We start from the raw sequence: 20,589 nt of genomic DNA on the forward strand, positions 1-20,589 counted from the left end.
ACATGAACCTGGCCGCCTCGACCGCCGCCTCGACCGCCCGCTGGCACGACCGCGCGCTCAGCTCCGAGGAACGCGCGGACGCCCTGCTCGCCGAGATGACGCTTCCGGAGAAACTGGCCCAGCTCGTCGGCGTCTGGGTCGGCGCCTCCGACGAGGGCGGCGACGTCGCCCCGCACCAGCACGACATGGAGGAACCGCCCGACCTCGACGACCTGCTCCCCTCCGGGCTGGGCCAGTTGACGCGGCCCTTCGGCACGGCGCCCGTCGACCCGGCGCTGGGCGCGCTCTCACTGGCGCGCAGCCAGCAGCGCATCGCCGCCGCGAACCGGTTCGGCATCCCGGCCCTCGCCCACGAGGAGTGCCTGGCCGGCTTCGCCGCCTGGGGCGCCACCGCCTACCCGGTGCCGCTGTCCTGGGGCGCCACCTTCGACCCGGACCTGATCCGGCGGATGGCCCAGGCCATCGGCCGCGACATGCGCGCGGTCGGCGTCCACCAGGGCCTCGCCCCGGTCCTCGACGTCGTCCGCGACGCCCGTTGGGGCCGGGTCGAGGAGACCATCGGGGAGGACCCCTACCTGGTCGGCACGGTGGCCACCGCCTACGTGCAGGGCCTCGAGGCGGCGGGGATCGTCGCCACGCTCAAGCACTTCGCCGGGTACTCGGCCTCGCGCGCCGGGCGCAACCTCGCCCCCGTGGGCATGGGCCCGCGGGAGCGGGCCGACGTGATCCTTCCGCCCTTCGAGATGGCGGTGCGCGAAGGCCGCCCCCGCTCGGTCATGCACGCCTACACCGACACCGACGGCATCCCCTCGGCCGCCGACGAGGCGCTGCTGACCGGACTGCTGCGCGACACCTGGGGCTTCGAGGGAACGGTGGTCGCCGACTACTTCGGCATCGCCTTCCTCAAGGTGCTGCACGGCGTCGCCGGGGACTGGGCCGAGGCCGCCGCCCTGGCCCTGGCCGGCGGCGTGGACGTGGAACTGCCCACCGTCAAGACCTTCGGGGAGCCGCTGCTGCGCGCCGTCGAGGACGGGACGGTCCCCGAAGCCCTGGTCGACCGGGCACTTCGCAGGGTGCTGGTGCAGAAGGCCCAACTCGGGCTGCTGGACCAGGACTGGGACGCCGTCCCGGCGGTGCTCGCGGGCCGTCCGCTCGAGGACCCGCAGGCGCTGCGCGGCTCGGTCGACCTGGACCGCCCGGAGAACCGCGCCCTGGCCCGGGAGATCGCCGAGCAGGCGGTGGTACTGCTGCGCAACGACGGCACCCTGCCGCTGCGCGGCCCGCGCCGGATCGCGCTGATCGGCCCCAACGCCGACACCCCGACCTCGGTACTGGGCTGCTACGCGTTCCCGGTGCACGTCGGCAGCGCGCACCCCGAGGTCCCGCTCGGCATCGAACTGCCCACCCTGTACGAGGCGTTGGCGTCCGAGTTCCCGGGCAGCGAGATCCGGACGGCGGCCGGGGCGAGCGTCGACGGGCCCGACACCTCCGGCTTCGCCGAGGCCCTCGAGACGGCCCGGTGGGCCGAGGTCGTGATCCTCGCCCTCGGGGACCGGGCCGGCCTGTTCGGGCGCGGCACCAGCGGCGAGGGCTGCGACGTCGAGACCCTCCAACTGCCGGGGGTGCAGCAGCAGTTGCTGGACGTGCTGCTGGACACCGGCAGACCCGTGGTGCCGGTGCTGCTCGCCGGCCGCCCCTACGCGCTGGGACGCGCGGCGACCGAGGCGGCGGCCCTGGTGCAGACCTTCTTCCCCGGCGAGGCCGGTACCGAGGCGATCGCCGCCGTGCTCAGCGGCCGGACCAACCCCTCGGGCCGACTGCCGGTCAGCATCCCGGCCCGGCCCGCCGTGCAGCCCGCCACCTACCTCGCCGCCCGCCTGGCCGGACGCAGCGAGGTGTCCAGCACCGACCCGACCGCCGCGTTCGGATTCGGCCACGGCCTCGGCTACACCACCTTCGACTGGACCGACCTGGAGGTGGAGCGGGCCGTCGCCACCACCGACGGCGAGCTCGGCCTCGCCTTCACCCTGAGCAACACCGGTGCGCGCAGCGGCAGCGAGACCGTCCAGCTCTACCTGCACGACCCCGTCGCCTCCGTCGTCCAGCCCGTCCAGCGGCTGATCGGCTACCGGCGGATCACCCTCGACGCGGGGGAGCGGGCCCGGGTCCGGGTCCGCGTCCCCGCCGACCTCGCGTCCTTCACCGGGCGCGACGGCCGACGCATCGTCGAGCCGGGCGAGCTGGAGCTGCGGGTCGCCGCCTCCAGTACCGACGCCCGGCTCACCGCCACCGTCCGACTGGACGGTCCGGTCCGAGTCCTGGACCACACCCGGCGCCTGCACGCGGACATCCGCAGCACCTGATCCGCCGCCGCGCGCGCCGCCGGAACCTTCCTCGCACCCCTGGAACCCAGACGGAGAGGTCCACCACCCATGTTCCGATCCCGCTCGTTACCCGCCCGCCTCCTGGGCACCCTCGCAGCTCTCGGTCTCGCGCTCGGCCTGGGCCTCCAGGCCGCGCCCGGGGCCGCCGCCGCCCCGCAGAACGCCGAAGCCGCGCAGACCGGCGCCCCGCAGGCCACCACCGGGCTCGCCGCCTCGCTGACGCAGATCACGAACTTCGGCACCAACCCGACCGGTCTGCTGATGCACCTGTACGTGCCGGGCAGCGCCAAGGCCAACCCGCCGATCCTGCTGGCCCTGCACGGGTGCCAGGGGTCCGGGCCGTACCTGTACTCCAGCACCGACTTCGCCTCGCTCGCCGACCGGTACGGGTTCCTCGTCATCTACCCCTCGACGAACCCGAACGGCAGCTGCTGGGACGTCTCCTCCGACCAGGCGCTCACCCGCAACGGCGGCAGTGACCCGGTCGGGCTCATGTCGATGATCACCTACACCGAGCAGCACTACGGCGGCAACGCCAACGCGGTGTACGTGACCGGCGAGTCCTCGGGCGGGATGATGACCAACGTCATGCTCGCCGACTACCCCGACGTGTTCAAGGCGGGCGCGGCGTTCATGGGCGTTCCCTACCACTGCTTCTACACCGGCTCCGTCCGCGGCTGGAACGGGGACTGCGCCCAGGGCAGGCTCTCCATGAGCCCGCAGCAGTGGGGCAACCTGGTCCGCAACACGGGCTACCCCGGCTACAACGGCCCGCGTCCGCGCGTGCAGCTGTGGCACGGAACGGCCGACACGATCCTGAGCCACAACAACCTCGGCGAAGAGATCAAGGAGTGGACCAACGTCCTCGGCGTGAGCCAGACCCCCTCGGCCTCGGACACCCCGGCGGCCAACTGGAACCGCACGCGGTACAACAACAGTTCCGGCACCACCCAGGTCGAGGCGTACAGCATCGCCGGGGCCGGGCACGAACTGCCCGTCCAGGGAACGGCGATGGCCGCGACCGCCGTCCACTTCATGGGCCTGGACGGGGGTTCCTCCGGCGGCGGTGGTACGACCGGCGCGCTGCGCGCGGTGGACGCGGGCAAGTGCCTGACCGCGACCGGCAACGCGACGGCGGGCGCCCAGCAGCAGATCAACTCCTGCAACGGCGGCGCCAACCAGACCTGGACCCGCACGGCCTCGAACCAGCTGACCGTGACGGTGGGCGGAAGCACGCTCTGCCTGGACGCCGAGGCCAGGGGAACCGCCAACGGCACCAAGGCGATCGTCTGGTCCTGCAACGGCCAGGTCAACCAGCAGTGGCAGCTGAACGCGAACGGCACCGTCACCGGCGTGCAGTCGGGCCTCTGCCTGGACGTGGCGGGCCTGGGCACCGCCGACGGCACGCCCGTCCAGCTGTGGAGCTGCAGCGGAGGCCGCAACCAGCAGTGGTCGCTGGGCTGACCCGACGCCCGGACGATCATGAACGGCCGGTGCCCGGAGGAGCCCTGACAGCCCTTCGGGCACCGGCACCCACGCGCCACCGAGGGCGGTCAAGATTCGGTAACGGGCTGTACGGATCTTGTCGAGCATGAATGTTAGCGCTAACAATCGAGCGAACCGAGACGGACGCTCCCGAGAGGAACTCCCCACATGTCCAAGAGAGCTGCGGCGGCCCTGGCCGCCGGCGCGATGGTCCTCACCCTCACCGCCTGCGGTTCCGGCGGCGGAGGCGGCGGAGGCAGTGCCGACAAGGGCTCCGGTCACAAGCTCGTCCTGGGCTTCTCTCAGGTCGGCGCGGAGAGCGGATGGCGCACCGCCAACACCAAGTCCGTCCAGGAGGCGGCGAAGAAGGCCGGGATCGAGCTCAAGTTCTCCGACGCGCAGCAGAAGCAGGAGAACCAGATCAAGGCGATCCGCTCGTTCATCCAGCAGAAGGTCGACGTGATCGCCTTCTCGCCGGTGGTGGAGTCGGGCTGGGACACCGTCCTGAAGGAGGCCAAGGACGCCCACATCCCGGTCGTCCTGACCGACCGGGCGGTGGACTCCAAGGACGAGTCGCTCTACGCCTCCTTCCTCGGCTCGGACTTCGTCGCCGAGGGCAAGGCGGCCGGCGACTGGCTGGTCAAGGAGTACGCGGCCGGCAGTGGTGACGTGAACATCGTCCAGTTGGAGGGCACCACCGGCTCGGCGCCGGCCAACGACCGCAAGTCCGGCTTCGCGGACGCCGTCAAGGGCCAGTCCAGGTTCAAGGTCGTCGCCTCGCAGACCGGCGACTTCACCCGGGCCAAGGGCAAGGAGGTCATGCAGGCGTTCCTCAAGTCCCAGCCGAAGATCGACGTGCTGTACGCGCACAACGACGACATGGCGCTCGGCGCGATCCAGGCCATCGAGGAGGCGGGCAAGAAGCCCGGCACCGACATCAAGATCGTCTCCGTGGACGGTGTCAAGGACGCCTTCACCGCGATGAGCCAGGGAAAGATCAACTACGACGTCGAGTGCAACCCGCTGCTCGGCGACCAGCTGATGGACCTGGTGAAGAAGGTCAAGGCGGGTGAGCAGGTGCCCCGGCGGATCAAGACCGAGGAGGGCACCTTCACTCCCGAGCAGGCCACCGCGGCCCTCCCCAACCGCCAGTACTGACCCACCCGTTCGTGCGAGGCCGGACCGCTCCTGCGGCCCGGCCCCGCACGAGCCGGCCGGACCGCCCGAGGGTGGGAGGTGTCCGGCAGAGACGAGAGGAGAACCGGGGTGCGGCAGCAACCGGTCCTGGAAGTGCGGGGGCTCCGTAAGGAGTTCCCCGGGGTGGTGGCGCTGGACGGGGTCGACTTCCGGCTCTTCCCCGGCGAGGTGCACGCCCTGATGGGGGAGAACGGCGCCGGCAAGTCGACGCTGATCAAGGTGCTCACCGGCGTCCACCCGGTCGACGGCGGCGAGGTGCTCCTCGCCGGCCGGCCGGTACGGATCGCCGGGCCGGCGCAGGCCCGGGAGGCCGGCATCAGCACGGTCTACCAGGAGGTGAACCTCTGCCCGAACCTGTCGGTCGCGGAGAACATCTTCATCGGGCGCGAGCCCCGCCGGTTCGGCCTGATCGACTGGGGCGCGATGCGCCGCCGGGCCGCCGAACTGGTCCGCGAACTGGAACTGGACATCGACGTCAGCGCGCCGCTGAACAGCTACTCCATCGCCGTCCAGCAGCTCGTGGCCATCGTCCGCGCGGTCTCCGTCTCCGCCAAGGTGCTGATCCTGGACGAGCCCACCTCCAGCCTGGACCGCGACGAGGTCCTCCAACTCTTCGCCGTGATGCGCCGGTTGCGCGACCAGGGCGTCGCCATCCTGTTCGTCTCGCACTTCCTCGACCAGGTCTACGAGATCTGCGACCGGATGACCGTGCTGCGCAACGGCCGTCTCGAGGGCGAGTACCTGACCGGCGACCTGGACCAGGCCGGACTCGTCTCCCGGATGATCGGCGCCGAACTCGCCGAGCTCGACGGACTCGACCGGCTCGGCGGCGGCCGCCGGAGCGACCGCACCGCACCGGCCACCGGAACGGCGTTCCTCGAGGCCCGAGGGCTGGCCCGCAGGGGAGCCGTCGAACCGTACGACCTGACCGTCCGCTCGGGCGAAGTGGTCGGACTGGCCGGGCTGCTGGGCTCCGGACGGACCGAAGCCGCCCGGCTGCTGTTCGGCGCCGACCGCAGCGACGGCGGCACACTGCGGATCGGGGGCATCGAGACCGCCCTGCGCGGCCCCGCCGACGCCATCGCCCGCCGCATCGCGTTCTGCTCGGAGAACCGCAAGACCGAGGGCCTGGTCGGCGAACTGACCGTCCGGGAGAACATCGTGCTGGCGCTGCAGGCGGCCCGGGGCTGGGCCCGCCCGCTGTCCCGCACCACGCAGGACGACCTGGCGCTGCGCTGGATCGCCACCCTGGACATCCGCCCCGGCAACCCCGAGGCGCTGGTGCGCAACCTCAGCGGCGGCAACCAGCAGAAGGTGCTGCTCGCCCGCTGGCTGATCACCGAACCCTCGCTGCTGATCCTGGACGAGCCGACCCGCGGCATCGACATCGGCGCCAAGGCCGAGATCCAGAAGCTGGTGGCGAAGCTCGCCGAGGACGGCATGGCGGTGCTCTTCATCTCCGCCGAACTGGAGGAGGTGCTGCGGCTCAGCCACCGGGTCGGGGTGATGCGCGACCGCCGGATGGTCGCCCAACTGGACAACGACGGCGCGCTCACCCCCGAGCGCGTCATGGCCGCCATCGCGAGCGGAGCGGAGCATTGAGCACGGTGACGGCGACGAGCCCGGAGAAGGAGAAGGCGAGCAGGGCGGTGAAGGCGATGAGCGCGGTGAGAGCGGTGACCCGGTACCGGCTGTTCTGGCCCGCGGCGGTGCTGGCCGTGCTCCTGGTCGCCAACCTCGCCTTCACCCCCGACTTCTTCGCCCTCCACCTGCGGGGCGGCCACCTCTACGGCTCCCTGATCGACATCCTGCACTTCGGCGCCCCGCTGATCCTGGTCGCCCTGGGCATGACCCTGGTGATCGCCACCGGCGGCATCGACCTGTCGGTCGGCTCGACCGTCGCGATCTCCGGCGCGCTGGCGTGCCTGCACATCAGCGGGTCCGACGACCCCGGCTCCCTGGGCACCGTACTGACCGCCCTCGGCTACGCCCTCGGCGCCGCCGTGGTGCTCGGCCTCGTCAACGGCGTCCTGGTGGCCAGGGCCGGGGTCCAGCCGATCATCGCCACCCTGATCCTGATGGTCGCCGGGCGCGGGGTGGCCCAGCTGATCACCGACGGCCAGATCATCACCGTCACCAGCGATCCGTTCAAGCTGATCGGCGGCGGCTACTGGCTGAGCATGCCGTTCGCGATCCTGCTCAGCGGCGCGATCGCGCTGCTCACCGCGCTGCTCACGCGGTCCACCGCGCTCGGCCTGCTGCTGGAGTCGGTCGGCGGCAACCCGGTGGCCAGCCGCCTGGTCGGCATCCGGGCGATGCGCCTGGTGGGTCTGGTGTACGTGTTCAGCGCGCTGTGCGCGGCCGTCGCCGGACTTATGGTCTCCTCCAACGTCTCGGCGGCGGACGGGAACAACGCCGGCCTGTGGATCGAACTCGACGCCGTCCTCGCGGTGGTGCTCGGCGGGACCTCGCTCAACGGCGGCCGGTTCTCGATCGGCGGCACCGTCCTCGGCGCGCTGATCATCCAGACCCTCTCCACCACCGTCTACACCGTCGGCATCCCGCCCGAGACCACCCTGGTGTTCAAGGCGTTCGTGGTGATCACGGTGTGCCTGATCCAGTCGCCCGCCTTCCGGGCCAAGTTCGCCGCCCGCGCCGCCCGGTCCCGGCACACCTCTCGGTCGCACACCCAGGCCCCCGCCGTCCCGGAGGTCGGCGAATGATGAATGTGAACGCTCACACCCTGTCGGCCCGCCTGCGCGGGCAGATCCCGCTGCTGGTCACCGCGGTCCTGCTGGTGTCGATGTTCGGCGTCGGCTCGGCGGAGTACGACGGCTTCTTCTCCGGCCAGGTCGTGCTCAACCTGCTGATCGACAACGCCTTCCTGCTGGTCGTCGCCGTCGGGATGACCTTCGTCGTGCTGACCGGCGGCATCGACCTGTCGGTCGGCGCGGTGGTCGCGCTGTCCACCATGGTCTCCGCCTGGCTGGTCGAACAGCACGGCTGGCCACCGCTGCTGGTGATCCCGCTGGTGCTGCTGATGGGCGCCGCCGGCGGCTGGCTGATGGGCTGGGTCATCCACGTCTTCGAGATCCAGCCGTTCATCGTCACCCTCGCCGGCATGTTCCTGGCCCGGGGCCTGTGCTACACGATCAGCATCGACTCGATCTCCATCACCGACCCGCAGTACACCGCGATGGCGCAGACCCGGATCCCGCTCGGCAGCCTGTTCGTCTCCCCGAGCGCGGTGATCGCCCTGGTGGTGGTCGCCGCCGGATTCGTCGTCCTCCACCACACCCGGCTCGGCCGCAACGTGTACGCACTCGGCGGCAGCGAACAGTCCGCCCTGCTGATGGGCCTGCCGGTGCAGCGCACCAAGACCACCGTGTACGCGATCAGCGGCTTCTGCTCCGCACTCGGCGGCGTCCTGCTCACCTTCTACATGCTCTCCGGCTACGGCCTGCACGCGGTCGGCCTGGAACTCGACGCGATCGCCGCGGTCGTCATCGGCGGCACCCTGCTCACCGGCGGCTCCGGCTACCTGCTCGGCACCGTGCTCGGCGTGCTGGTGCTCGGACTGATCCAGACCGTGATCAGCTTCCAGGGCACCCTCAGCTCCTGGTGGACCAGGATCGTCATCGGCGCCCTGCTGTTCGTCTTCATCGTCCTGCAGCGCCTGATCACCGCCCGCCGGCGCTGACCGCGCTCCCGGCCGCACGCCGCCGCTGACCGCGCTCCCGGCCGCACGCCCGCTCCCTCGGGCGGGCGGCCGGGAGCGTCGTGCGCTCAGCCCGACGCGCGGACGACCAGCCGGGTGGGCAGCACCACCGAGTCGCCGCGGGCGGGGCCGCGCAGCAGCAGGTCCATGGCGCGCGAGCCGAGTTCCTCCACCGGCTGGCGGACGGTGGTCAGCCCGGGCCGGCAGCGCGCGGCGAGCGGGGAGTCGTCGAAGCCGACCAGGGCGACGTCCTCGGGCACCCGCAGCCCGCGCCGCCGCAGGGCTCTGAGGGCTCCGGCGGCCATCAGGTCGGAGGCGGCGAACACCGCGTTGACGTCCGGGCGTTGGTCCAGCAGCCGCTGCATCGCGTGCTCGCCGGAGGCGCCGCTGAAGTCGCCGTACGCCACGGCCGGCCGGGCCGCGGCCATCGCGGCCACCGTCTGGTGGTACCCGGCCAGCCGGTCCGCGCCGGCGGCGGTGTCCGGCGGCCCGGCGATGGTGGCCACCGAGCGGCGCCCGGACGCGTACAGCCATTGCACCGCGTCCCTGGCGCCGGCGAGGTTGTCGGCGTCCACGAACGCCACGGAGCCCGGCTCCGGAGGCCGTCCCAGCGACACCACGGGCACCCTGGCCGCGTGCAGCAGCCGGGCGAGCGCGGTGTCCCCCCAGGGGCCGACCAGCAGCACGCCGTCCACGTGGCCGCCGCACAGGTAGCGCACCAGCGGCGTCCGCCGGGAGCGCCGGGGAACCGTGAAGACGGCCAACTCCCGCTCGGCGCCCGGCAGGGAGCGCCGCAGCCCGGCCAGCAGCCGGGCCGGGAAGGCGTCCGAGTGGTAGTGCAGCGGATCGGTGAAGACCACGACGGCCACCACGCCGGTCTCCCGGGTGCCGGGCGCCCGGAGGCGGACGTACGCCAGCTCGCGCACCGCCCGTTCCACCCGGGCCGTCACTTCGGTGGAGACCCGGGCGGATCGGTTGATGACCCGGGAGGCGGTCGCCGTGGAGACGCCGGCGTGACGGGCGACCTCGGCCAGGGTGGGAACGGCGTCGTCGCCGCGAACGGGCTGGGGCATGGGGGCGTCCTGGATCGGTCCTCGACGGGGAAACTGCACCCTCGGACCCGTCACCCGCGACGGGCCGCCACCTCTGCCAGCTTGGCCGGGCGGACGATCAGCGTCAAGGGAACGGACGCACTCCCGCCCGCACTCCCGCCCGCACCCCCGCCCGCACCCCCGCCGCACGGCGTGGGAGCGCTCCCGTCGGGCCGTGTAACTTACACGCCGCCGCACCGCTCGCTCCACGGACGGCGCAGGCGGCTCCGCGCTGGTCGCCGCCGTTGTCCACCCCCGGCGCGCCCGCCGGTCGAGCCCGGCGGGCCCGGCGGTCGCTTCCCAAGCCGGGCGCACCGGCCCACGATCGCACGCAGCACCTCCGTCCGCCGCGCATCCCCCCGCGCCGCGGTACCCCACCCATCAGGAGGACGCGCATGCGACGCACAACCCTGCGTGCCAGGGGCAGTCGGCTCACCCTCACCGCGACGGCCACCGCGCTCGCCCTGCTCGGCGCCGCGGGCGGCGCCGTCACGGTGCCCGCCGTGGCGGCCACCGCCGGGCTGTCCTGCGGCGTGACCTACGCCGTCAACGACTGGGGCAGCGGCTTCACCGCCAACATCACCCTCACCGACACCGGCACCACCCCGATCAACGGCTGGAGCCTCGGCTACGCCTACACCGGCAACCAGACCCTCCAGAACGGCTGGAACGGCACCTGGTCCCAGACCGGACGGGCCGTCACCGCCACCAACCCCGCCTACGCCCCCACCATCGACCCCGGTGCCTCCTACACCACCAGCGCCAACTTCTCCTACACCGGCCCCAACACGGCCCCCACCGCCTTCACCGTCAACGGCACCCCCTGCCGCGGCGCCAACAAGGCCCCGACCGTCTCGCTCACCTCACCGTCCGCCGGGCAGACCTTCACCCCGGGCTCCACCGTGAAGCTCGCCGCCGACGCGGCCGACACCGACGGCACTGTCGCGAAGGTCGACTTCTACGCCTCGACCTCGGCCTCCGCCAACACCCTGATCGGCACCGCCACCACCGCGCCGTACACCGTCGACTGGGCGAACGCGGCGACGGGCGACTACTCGATCACCGCCGTCGCCACCGACGACGCGGGCGCCACCACCACCTCCACCCCGGTCGCGATCAAGGTGGCCGGGCCGAGCATCCTGGTCACCCCGGCCTCGCTGGCCGTCCAGCAGGGGAGCGCCGGCACCTTCACCGTCGCGCTCTCCCAGGCGCCGACCGTCAACACCACCGTCACGGTGGCCCGTTCGGCCGGCGACCCGGACCTGACCGTGAAGTCCGGCGCGGCGCTCACCTTCACCCCCGGCAACTGGAACGTCCCGCAGACCGTCACCGTCGCGGCCGGCACCGACGCCGGGCAGGTCGGCGGCACCGCCACCTTCACCGCCTCGGCGACCGGCTTCGGCTCCGGCGCCGTCACGGTGACCGAGGCGGCGAAGAGCTCCGGCTACGACCAGTACTTCCTGGACCTCTACAGCAAGATCAAGAACCCCGCGAACGGGTACTTCAGCCCGCAGGGCATCCCGTACCACGCGGTGGAGACCCTGATCGTGGAGGCCCCCGACTACGGCCACGAGACCACCTCGGAGACCTACAGCTACTGGCTGTGGCTGGAGGCCGACTACGGCCGCGTCACCGGCGACTGGACGGGCTTCAACAACGCCTGGAGCAACCTGGAGACCTACCTGATCCCCAGCCACGCCCAGCAGCCCGGCCAGAGCTCCTACAACCCGGCCAAGCCCGGCCAGTACGGCCCCGAGAAGGCCCAACCCGACCAGTACCCGGCCAAGTTGAACCCCAACGTACCGGTCGGCACCGACCCGCTCTCCGCCGAGCTGAAGACCGCCTACGGCACCGCGGACGTCTACGCTCCGGCCTGGCTGCTGGACGCCGACAACAAGTACGGCTTCGGGCAGTGCGAGGACGGAACCACCAAGCCCAGCCTGATCAACACCTTCCAGCGCGGCCCGGAGGAGTCCGTCTGGGAGACCGTGCCGCAGCCCGACTGCGACCTGTTCAAGTACGGCAACAGCAGCTCCGGCTTCCTCAGCCTCTTCAACGACGGCGGTGGCAGCTTCAGCAAGCAGTACAAGTTCACCGACGCGCCCGACGCCGACGCCCGGCTCGTCCAGGCCGCCTACTGGGCGGGGCAGTTCGCCAAGTCGCAGGGCAAGAGCGCGGACATCACCGCGACCCTCGCCAAGGCGTCCAAGCTCGGCGACTACCTGCGCTACTCGCTCTACGACAAGTACTTCAAGCAGGCGGGCAACTGCCTCGGCTCCACCACGTGCCCCGGCGGCACCTCCAAGGCGAACGAGCAACTCGGCCTGATGACCTGGTACTTCGCCTGGGGAGGCGCGGCCGACGGCACCTGGTCCTGGCGGATCTCCGGCTCCGCCGCCCACCAGGGCTACCAGAACCCGATGGCCGCCTGGGCGCTCGCCAACGACCCCGGCCTGAAGCCGGCCTCGCCGAGCGCCGCCGCCGACTGGGCGGGCAGCCTGGACAAGCAGCTCCAGTTCTTCCAGTGGCTCCAGTCGAGCGAGGGCGGCATCTCCGGCGGCGCCACCAACAGCTGGGGCGGCAACTACGGCGACGACGCGGCACCCCCGGCGGGCGACCCGACCTTCTACGGCCTCTACTACGACTGGCAGCCCGAGTACCACGACCCCGCCTCCAACCAGTGGTTCGGGTTCCAGACCTGGTCGATGGAGCGGTTCGCCGAGTACTACTACGCCAGCGGCGACACCCGGGCCAAGGCCATCCTCGACAAGTGGATCCCGTGGGCGATGTCCGTCTCCAGGGCCGACCCGGCCACCGGCACCCTGACCACCCCCGACAAGCTCACCTGGACCGGCGCGCCCGACACCTGGAACGCGACCAGCCCCGGAGGCAACACGGGCCTGCACGTCACCGCCACTGGTGCGGCCACGGACGTCGGCGTGGCCGGGTCGCTCGCCAAGACCCTCTCCTACTACGCGGCCAAGTCCGGCAGCAGCGGCGCCCAGAAGTTCGCCCAGAACATCCTGGACGTCCTGCACGCCAAGTACACCGACCCCCTGGGCTACTCGGCGGCCGAGACCCGCACCGACTACAGCCGCTTCACCCAGGCGTACTCGCCGAGCACCCATCAGGGCCTGTACGTCCCGCCCGGCTGGACCGGCACCTACCCGGACGGCACGAAGATCAGCTCGGCCAGCAACACCTTCCTGTCGATCCGCCCGTGGTACACCAAGGACCCGCAGTGGTCCAAGGTGCAGACCTACCTCGACGGCGGCGCCGCGCCGAGCTTCAACTACCACCGGTTCTGGGCCGAGGCGGACATCGCCACCGCCTTCGACGCCTTCGCCCAGCTGTTCCCGACGGTGAACCCGGGCAGCTGAGCCCGAACACCCTGACCCCGTACAACCTGATCCCGCACAACCTGATCCCGCGCACCCTGATCCCGCACAACGGCCCGGCCCCGGCCCCGCGTACGTACGCGGAGCCGGGGCCGGGCCATGGGCAGTACGGGCAGTACGGGCAGTACGGGGAGCACGGGCAGTACGGTCCTACGGAAGGCACCAGGAGACGTCGGCGACCTCCAGCTCCGCGGTGCCGTCCGTGTAGAGCATGAACGGCACGTCGACGTTCCGCAGGTCCGTACCGGCCGCGGCCAGTTCGGCGAGCGGGACGGAGACGGTGGTCCAGTCCGTCGGCCCGGCCTCGCGCAGCCGGGCCGTCAGGTCGACCCCGGGCTGGGCGGGGTAGTCGTCGTGGCAGGCCAGCAGCAGCGGGGCGGAGGGCTGCTGCAGCACGCGTACGGCGAACCGCACCTGCGCCCCGGCCTCGAGGTACCCGCGCAGGTCGGCGGGGAGCCCGGACGGGGACTCGGCGTACACGAAGGCCGGGTTGCCCTTGAAGAGCAGCCGCAGGGCCGTCCCCTCCGGTGTGGGGAACGGCGTCGCCCGGACGATCAGGCAGTCCATCGGCTTGTCGAGGCCCACGTCCTCCCGGGACCAGGTGTTGTGCCCGCCCACCCTCAGCCGGTAGGGCGTCCCCTGCGCGTCGAGCACGCGCAGCGGGCCGCTCGCCCGCGGGGCCGGTGGCGGGGCGGCCGGGGTGTCCACCGGCAGGGGCCCGCCCGCCGGGGCGGGGTCGTGCAGGGACAGGCCGTGGCCCACCGGGAACAGCGGGGTGTGGCGGCCCTCCGGCGCCGTCTCCTCGGCCGGCACCCGGTAGTCCGGCAGGTGCGCCGGAACGCCGTTGACGGCGCTGGCGTCGCGCGTCCTCGGCCAGGAGGAGGGCAGCCGCCCCTGGAAGTCGTGCGCGGGCGCCCCCTCCTGCGGCGCGAACAGCACGTCCGTCACCCCCTGGGCGTACGGGCCGGGCAGCCAGGCGACCACGAAGGCGTCCGAGAGGTTGATCTCCTCGGTGCAGTACAGCGGGCGGCCGGTGAACAGGACGGTGAGCGTGCGCACACCCGCCGCGCGCAGCCGGCACAGGAGAGCCAGGTCCCGGGCGTAGCTCCGCTTGAGGTCGGCGTAGCCCATCGAGCGCCAGGGCCTGACGGTGCCGCGCATCTCGGCGTACGCGTCCTCGCCGATGCAGACGATCGCGAGGTCGTACTCCCCGGGCGCGGTGAGGGAGGGTTCCGGGTCGACCGTGCAGCGGGCTTCGCCGACGACCTCGCGGACCGCGTCGGCCATGGTGGCGCCGCCGGGGAGGTCGCCGCGGTCCAGGTCGTCGCCCTGCCAGGTGAGGGTCCAGCCGCCGCACTGCTTGCCCAGGTCGTCGGCCGCGCTGCCGGTGACGAGCACCCGGGCCGTCCGGGGTACGGGCAGCAGCCCCGGGGTGTTCTTGAGCAGCACCAGGGACTTGCGGGCGGCCTCGCGGGCCAGCGCGCGGTGCTCCGGTGAGCCGATCACCGCCACGGCGCCCGGGCGGGTCAGCGACCGTTCGGACGGCCGGGGGAGCTCCCACAGGCCCGCCCTCAGCTTGACCCGCAGGACGCGGGAGACGGCGTCGTCGATCCGCTCCTGCGGGACGATGCCGGCCCGGACCTGTGCCGCGGTCGTGCGGTGGACGCTCTGCCACGCCTCCCGGCCGGCCACCATGAGCACGTCGAGGCCCGCGTTGATCGCGTACCCGGCGTCCCCGGCCGAGCAGCGCGAGACCTCGGAGTGCGCGTCCCAGTCGCTGATCACGATGCCGTCGAAGCCCAGGGCGTCCTTGAGCACGTCGGTGATCAGGTACCGGCTGCCGTGCACCTTGTGGTTGTAGGGCTCGCCGCCACCCGGCGTGTGGTCGTAGTTGGCCGGGTGCTCCCAGCTGCTGAAGGAGACCATGACGCTCTGCGCCCCGGCCTCGATGCCGCCCAGGAAGCCCTGGGCGTGGATGTCGCGCAGGACCTGCTCCGAGCAGAGCGCGGTGCCCCGGTCGCGCCCGTCCGCCGTGCCGCCGTCGGCGATCCAGTGCTTGAGCGTCGCCAGCACCCGGAGGTCGGTGCGCAGCGCGGCGACGTCGCCCTGGAGCCCTTCGACCATGGCACGCCCGTAGGCGTGGCCGAGCGCCGGGTCCTCGCCGTAGCCCTCGTAGTAGCGGCCCCAGCGGCGGTCGCGCGGATTGGTCACGGTGGGGGCGAAGACCCAGTCCATGCCGGTGGCGGCGACCTCGCGGGCGGTGGCGGTGCCGATCCGGCGGATCAGGTCGGGGTCGGCGGCCGCGCCGAGGCCGATGTTGTGCGGGAAGACCGTGGCGCCGTGGACGTTGTTGTGGCCGTGGACGGCGTCGGTGGCCCACATGAACGGGATGCGGAACGGCCGGTCCTGCCAGGTCTGTTCGGCCGCGGTCCAGAAGTGGTCCACCAGGTCCACCCAGTCCCGGACGGTGGCGTGGCGGCGGCCGTGCGGCCAGATCCCGGCCCCGTTGAGGGCCGAGCCGATGCTGTACTCGCGGATGTCCTCGGCGGTGAGCTGGGCGAGTTCGGGCTGGATCATCTGCCCGATCTTCTCCTCCAGCGTCAACTGCGCCACGATCTCGGCGACCTGACGCTCAATCACGGGATCGGGCGCGATCGCCGAGGTGAGCCGGGGCCAGGTGGGCAGCGGTGCGAGCGCGGGCAGCGGGGTGCGCCCGCCGGCCTGCTCGAGGGGCGGCGGTGTCTGCGTCACCGGGTCACTCCGTTTCCGGCCGGGCGCTCGCCGGCTCGTTGATCCAGAACTCCTCGACCCGGGCCGTCAGTACGCGTTCCTGGAACGGCTCGGGCACGACCGGCCGGGTCTGGCCGGGGGCGAACAGGTCGACCTGGGTGCGGTGTTCGCGCAGCGCGGCCTGCTTGCGCGGCAGGTACTCGGTGATGTCGGCGGCGATGAGCCGTTCGGCCGCTCCGGCGCTCGCGGCCGGCGGGTTCCGGTTGACGAAGGCGAACTCCTGCTCCGTGCGCTCGTCCCAGACCACGTAGCGGTAGGCGGTCGGCGTGAGGCCGAGTTCGGCCAGGCAGCCGACCACGGTCTCACCGGTCAGCCGGTGGTCGGCGTTGAGTTCGCGCACCTCGTGCGGGAGGTACACCTCGGCCGCGTCCGGGTACTGGTGGAGCACCTTGAGGACCTCGGTGCGGAACTCCTCCAGGTGGTCGGCGAGCCGGGTGTCCGGGAAGTCCAGGAACCGTACGGCGCCCTCCGGCAGCCCCATCGCCCGGGCGGCCGCCAGCGCCTCGCCCCGGCGGATCGTGCGGAGTTCGGCCGGGGTGGGGTCGGTGTGGATGCCGAGCACCGCCGAGTGCGACATGGCGCCGTCGGTGGCGAAGACCACGCGCACCCGGGCGCCCTCGGCGACGAGCCGGGCGATGGTGCCGCCGCAGGCGATCACCTCGTCGTCGGGGTGCGGTGCGAAGACCAGGACGGTGCCCTGGGAGCGCATGGCGCGCAGGTGCCATTCGGTCCAGGTGCCGAGGAGCGGGGGAGTCACCGGCCGCTCCTCTCGGCGACGGGCAGGTCGACCGGGCGGGTGACCGTGCCGAAGAGGTCGGTCACGGCCCCGTCCGCGAGGCCCCGGGAGCGCAGGATGTCCTCGATCTCCTCGAAGTGGTGGTCGGGGACCAGTCGGGCGACCGGGGTGTCGAACTTCTCGGCGAAGTAACGGTAGTTGGCGGCGGCCGAGGCCATGTTGTCCTCGTAGACCTTGGGGTGGGGCACGTGCAGCGAGGCCGCGTCGCGGCGCAGCACGAACCGGGCGCCGGCCCGGTGCAGCCGGTAGCCGAGGTCGACGTCCTCGGCGCCCCAGGAGCGGTACGCCTCGTCGAACCCGCCGACCTCGCGCAGCTGGGCGGTGTTCGCGGACACGTGGCACGTCCACCACATGAGCCAGGGCGCGGTGAGCGCGCCGAGGTCCTCGCCGTACCGCTCGTAGTAGGTCTCGCGCAGGTCCGGCCAGCGGTGCTGTTCGGTGAACCGGCCGAGGGAGGCGTCCGGGTCGGTGAAGTCGATCTCCGCGGTGATCTGTTCGCCGTCCTCGTTGCCCTCGTTGAAGCAGCGGACGTAGCCGAGGACGGCGACCGGGCCCTCGGCCCGGCGGTGCGCGGCCAGGTGCGCGGCGAGCGCGCCGGAGTGCAGGATCACGCCGGAGTCGACGAAGACGCAGACCTCGCCACGGGCGTCGGCGATGCCGAGGTTGCGGGCCCCGGCCACCCGGTAGCCCTGGTCCTCCTGGAAGAGGTACCGCAGGTCGAGCCGCTCGCGGTAGCCGGTCGCGGTCGCGGCCGTGTCGTCGGTGGAGCCGTCGTCGACGACGATCACCTCGAACTCCTCGCCCGGGGCGAGGCGTTGGCGCGCCAGCGAGTCGAGGGTGTGCCGGAGCAGTCCGGAGCGGTTGTAGGTGGGCACGATCACCGTGCAGACGGGCGGCGCGGTCATACGGCGTTCCCTTCGGAGGTGGGGGCGGGGGTGCCGGCGCGTTCGGAGGCGAGGACCAGCAGTCCGGCGAGGGCGGTGAGGCCGGCGCACACCCAGAAGACCTGCCCGTACCCCGTCCAGGTCGCGACCGTGCCGACGACCAGGCCGCCGAGGAACATGCCGGTCTTGAACGCGCTGGAGTAGAGCGAGGAGGCGGTGCCGGGGCGCCCGGGCAGGGAGTCCTGCAGCATGATGACCGGGATGTTCATCACGACTGCCGTCCAGAACGCGTTGGGCAGTTGGAGGAGCAGCAGCAGGGCCTGGCCGTGCACCGTCGGCAGGGCGGCGAAGAAGAGCGTGGCGCAGACGGCGGCCGTCAGCAGCAGCCGGGCCTTGCCGATCCGTTCGGCCCAGGCACCGGCCATGATGATCAGCGGGATCTCCAGGACCGCGCTCAGCCCGAGCAGCAGGCCCGTGAAGGAGCTGCTCAGGTGGAGTTCGGCGGTGACCCGCAGGGACAGGTTGATCTGGTACATCGCGTTGGCGCCCAGCAGCAGCACGATCGAGGCGAGCAGCAGCGCGGTGCGGGGGCCGAGCCCGGTGAGGAGCCCGCGCAGTCCGGGGGAAGCCTCGGCGTCCCGGTCGACCGGCGCCGGCGGCGGCAGGGCGGGCAGGCCCCAGCGGGAGATCACCCCGGCGAGCAGGGACAGGCAGGCCGCGGCCCCGTACAGCACCGTGAACGACCAGCGGGCGACCATCCAGAAGGCGACGGGCGGGCCGATCACCCAGGCCAGGGAGGTGACGGAGCGCTGGAGACCGTTGAAGAAGGACGCGTCCACCTGCCGCTGCTCGGCCAACTCCCTGGTGTAGGCGAAGAGTTGGCCGAAGCAGGCGCCGCCGAGGCCGAAGAGCACCAGGCCGGCGGGCAGCAGCAGGTAGTAGTCGCGCAGGACGGAGTAGCAGAGCGCCCCGGCCGTGTTGAACAGCGCCGTCAGCACCAGCAGCATCCGGCGGTCGCGCAGCCGGTCGGAGACGACGCCCATGGCCAGGTCGGTGCCGATCTCCCCGATCGACCGGACGGCGAAGAACAGGCCGATCATCAGCGGGGTCGCGCCGACGACGTCCTTCAGGAACAGGCTGGTGGTCGGGACGGCGAACGCGCCCGCCAGCCCGACCACGCCGTTGGCGGCGATCAGGTTCAGGACGGACCGGTCGGCGAGCAGGTGCCACCGGCCGGTGGTGCGCGCCGGGGCGAGAAGAGCGGCGCTCTCGACGGGTTCCCCGGTCACGCCCCCGCCCCCTCGGGCCCGTGCTCGCGCTGCCGGTACGGCAGCCAGGGGGCCAGCTCGCGGCCGGCCGGGACCGCGGCGGCCGCGGCCAGGTCCTCCGGGCCGATCACCGCCTCGGCGAGCAGGCGTTCGCGGGTGTGCGGCGGCAGGGCCGCCAGGATGCGGTGCCGCACGCCGGCCAGGTCCAGCCGGTCGTCGAGGACGGCCGGGATCGGCGTGGCCCGGCCGGGCCCGAGGTTTCCGGGGGCCACCTGGCTGGAGACCACCGTCCAGTACGCGGCGAAGTCGACGGCCGGGTCCGGCAGGCTCCCGCTGAGCAGGCCCAGCCGGACGGTCTCCAGCCAGCAGTCGAGGTAGCGGCGCTCGTGCAGCGCCCCCATGTGGCGCTCGCACCAGTCGGCGCGGGCGGCGGCGTCGGGCAGCGTCGCCTTGCCGGTCGCGACGGCGACCACCCAGCCGGCCACGGCCTCGAAGTACGGGCAGGCGGTGCCGAACGCCTCGGTGTCCACCGGGGTGTTGACCACGGCCAGGCTCGGGTCGTGGCGCCAGAAGTGGTGCTCGTACAGGTCCTCCCGGCGCAGCCCCTCGAGGAAGCCGTAGTCGGGCATCTCGTAGCCGAGGCACAGCACCACGGCGTCGTACGTGCGGCGGGAGCCGTCCGCGAACTCCACCGAGCCGTCCTCGGCGAACCGGGAGAAGGCCGGCACCGGGTGCACGTCCCCGGCGTGGACCCGGGCGACGATCCGGTCGTTGACGTGGACGGCGCCGTGGAAGCCCGCCTCGGGCAGCAGGCCCGTGGACCGGTACATCGCCATGTACTCGGGGAGCAGCTCGGCGAGCCAGTCGAGGTAGACCGGGTACGGCACGTCCTCGACCGCGACGCGGCCCGCGTAGGAGAAGAGCGCGTCGTTGTAGGCGCCTCCGGCCAGGCGCGGCAGGAAGAGCTGGTGGCGGCGCACCGACCAGTCCACGCGCAGGGCGGCGGGGCCGAGGTCGGCGGCGATGTCCGCGCCGCTCACCCCGCCGCCGACCACCAGCACCCGCTGGCCGGCGAACGCGGCCGGCCCGAGGTACTCGGGCGCGGTCAGGACCCGCACGGGTGCCCCCGGGGGCGGCAGGTCCCGGGGCCGCCGGGGCTGCCAGAGCTCCCCGTTGGCGACCAGGACGGAGTCGGCCGCCTCGGTGTGCTCCCGGCCGTCCGCCGTCCGGCTGGTCACCTGCCAGGAGCTGCCCGCCTTGGCGACCCGGACGACCTCGCTGCCGAAGGACACGGCGTCGAGGAGGCCGAACCGGGCGGCGTAGGAGCGCAGGTACTCCTGGACCTCCTGCTGCGTGGGGAAGGCGGCGGCGAAGCCGGGCGGGTGGTCGCTGAACGGCATGCTCATGCGCGAGCTCTGCATCCGCACGCCCGGGTAGGCGCCGCCGCCCGCGGGGTTCCAGATGCCGCCGAGGTCCGCGCGCTTCTCGTGGCAGCGGACGTCGAGGCCGGCGGCGAGGGCCTGTCGTACGCAGGTGAGCCCCGCGGGGCCGGCTCCGATCACGACTGTTCGCATGGTG

13 protein-coding genes are annotated in these 20,589 nt (G+C 72.7%); 7 read left to right on the top strand and 6 right to left on the bottom strand.

Annotated elements, in window-relative coordinates; genetic code table 11:
• The first annotated feature begins 2 nt into the window (after positions 1–2).
• The 6 genes from IH61_RS0114865 (at position 3) to yjfF (ending at position 8,766) form a co-directional block, all read left to right on the top strand.
• Entirely contained in the window at positions 3–2,363 is a 2,361-nt protein-coding gene (locus tag IH61_RS0114865; RefSeq protein WP_078911107.1) for a beta-glucosidase, read from the top strand.
• A gap of 69 nt (positions 2,364–2,432) precedes the next feature.
• Positions 2,433–3,848, top strand: a complete 1,416-nt coding sequence (locus IH61_RS0114870) for a PHB depolymerase family esterase (protein WP_031069707.1) — start codon at positions 2,433–2,435, stop codon at positions 3,846–3,848.
• Between the two features lie 189 nt (positions 3,849–4,037).
• Complete coding sequence (locus tag IH61_RS0114875; RefSeq protein ID WP_031069709.1) at positions 4,038–5,027, top strand: ABC transporter substrate-binding protein; 990 nt, start codon at positions 4,038–4,040, stop codon at positions 5,025–5,027.
• Between the two features lie 108 nt (positions 5,028–5,135).
• Complete coding sequence (locus IH61_RS0114880) at positions 5,136–6,668, top strand: sugar ABC transporter ATP-binding protein (RefSeq protein WP_031069711.1); 1,533 nt, start codon at positions 5,136–5,138, stop codon at positions 6,666–6,668.
• Between the two features lie 56 nt (positions 6,669–6,724).
• The gene (locus IH61_RS0114885; protein WP_037972752.1) at positions 6,725–7,789 is read left to right on the top strand and encodes an ABC transporter permease; all 1,065 of its coding nucleotides are present in this window, start codon (positions 6,725–6,727) and stop codon (positions 7,787–7,789) included.
• The gene (yjfF, locus tag IH61_RS0114890; RefSeq protein WP_031069717.1) at positions 7,789–8,766 is read left to right on the top strand and encodes a galactofuranose ABC transporter, permease protein YjfF; all 978 of its coding nucleotides are present in this window, start codon (positions 7,789–7,791) and stop codon (positions 8,764–8,766) included. Before IH61_RS0114885 ends, yjfF begins: the two co-directional genes overlap by 1 nt.
• 86 nt (positions 8,767–8,852) lie before the next feature.
• Here the strand turns inward: yjfF and IH61_RS0114895 are convergent, their stop codons facing one another.
• Complete coding sequence (locus tag IH61_RS0114895) at positions 8,853–9,857, bottom strand: LacI family DNA-binding transcriptional regulator (protein ID WP_031069719.1); 1,005 nt, start codon at positions 9,855–9,857, stop codon at positions 8,853–8,855.
• Positions 9,858–10,270: 413 nt separating this feature from the next.
• On the opposite strand from IH61_RS0114895, the gene IH61_RS0114900 reads away from it, so the two are divergent.
• Positions 10,271–13,255: a glycoside hydrolase family 48 protein gene (locus IH61_RS0114900; protein ID WP_031069720.1), complete on the top strand. Its 2,985-nt coding sequence runs from the start codon at positions 10,271–10,273 to the stop codon at positions 13,253–13,255.
• A 168-nt stretch (positions 13,256–13,423) separates the two neighbouring features.
• On the opposite strand, the gene IH61_RS0114905 is transcribed toward IH61_RS0114900, so the two are convergent.
• From IH61_RS0114905 to IH61_RS0114925, 5 genes are read right to left on the bottom strand one after another with little or no spacing between them, the layout of a single operon-like run.
• Positions 13,424–16,024, bottom strand: a complete 2,601-nt coding sequence (locus IH61_RS0114905) for a glycoside hydrolase family 3 protein (protein ID WP_051837072.1) — start codon at positions 16,022–16,024, stop codon at positions 13,424–13,426.
• A 4-nt stretch (positions 16,025–16,028) separates the two neighbouring features.
• Positions 16,029–16,820: a PIG-L deacetylase family protein gene (locus IH61_RS42880; protein ID WP_031069725.1), complete on the bottom strand. Its 792-nt coding sequence runs from the start codon at positions 16,818–16,820 to the stop codon at positions 16,029–16,031.
• Positions 16,817–17,764 carry a glycosyltransferase gene (locus tag IH61_RS0114915; RefSeq protein WP_063763204.1) on the bottom strand — a complete coding sequence of 316 codons (948 nt, stop codon included), beginning with the start codon at positions 17,762–17,764 and terminating at the stop codon, positions 16,817–16,819. The genes IH61_RS42880 and IH61_RS0114915 overlap by 4 nt, the downstream gene beginning before the upstream one ends.
• Positions 17,761–19,032 carry a sugar efflux transporter gene (locus IH61_RS46945; RefSeq protein WP_051837074.1) on the bottom strand — a complete coding sequence of 424 codons (1,272 nt, stop codon included), beginning with the start codon at positions 19,030–19,032 and terminating at the stop codon, positions 17,761–17,763. Before IH61_RS46945 ends, IH61_RS0114915 begins: the two co-directional genes overlap by 4 nt.
• The gene (locus IH61_RS0114925; protein ID WP_031069731.1) at positions 19,029–20,585 is read right to left on the bottom strand and encodes an NAD(P)-binding domain-containing protein; all 1,557 of its coding nucleotides are present in this window, start codon (positions 20,583–20,585) and stop codon (positions 19,029–19,031) included. Before IH61_RS0114925 ends, IH61_RS46945 begins: the two co-directional genes overlap by 4 nt.
• Between the last annotated feature and the right edge of the window lie 4 nt (positions 20,586–20,589).

It is taken from the genome of Streptomyces sp. NRRL WC-3742, assembly GCF_000720635.1.
Taxonomy (GTDB): domain Bacteria; phylum Actinomycetota; class Actinomycetes; order Streptomycetales; family Streptomycetaceae; genus Kitasatospora.

Excerpts from the sequence above, each read along its gene's own strand:
- IH61_RS0114865 (WP_078911107.1), top strand. The coding sequence starts at position 3 with ATGAACCTGGCCGCCTCGACCGCCGCCTCGACCGCCCGCTGGCACGAC.
- IH61_RS0114870 (WP_031069707.1), top strand. The coding sequence starts at position 2,433 with ATGTTCCGATCCCGCTCGTTACCCGCCCGCCTCCTGGGCACCCTCGCA.
- IH61_RS0114875 (WP_031069709.1), top strand. The coding sequence starts at position 4,038 with ATGTCCAAGAGAGCTGCGGCGGCCCTGGCCGCCGGCGCGATGGTCCTC.
- IH61_RS0114885 (WP_037972752.1), top strand. The coding sequence starts at position 6,725 with ATGAGCGCGGTGAGAGCGGTGACCCGGTACCGGCTGTTCTGGCCCGCG.
- yjfF (WP_031069717.1), top strand. The coding sequence starts at position 7,789 with ATGAATGTGAACGCTCACACCCTGTCGGCCCGCCTGCGCGGGCAGATC.
- IH61_RS0114895 (WP_031069719.1), bottom strand. The coding sequence starts at position 9,857 with ATGCCCCAGCCCGTTCGCGGCGACGACGCCGTTCCCACCCTGGCCGAG.
- IH61_RS0114900 (WP_031069720.1), top strand. The coding sequence starts at position 10,271 with ATGCGACGCACAACCCTGCGTGCCAGGGGCAGTCGGCTCACCCTCACC.
- IH61_RS0114915 (WP_063763204.1), bottom strand. The coding sequence starts at position 17,764 with ATGACCGCGCCGCCCGTCTGCACGGTGATCGTGCCCACCTACAACCGC.
- IH61_RS0114925 (WP_031069731.1), bottom strand. The coding sequence starts at position 20,585 with ATGCGAACAGTCGTGATCGGAGCCGGCCCCGCGGGGCTCACCTGCGTA.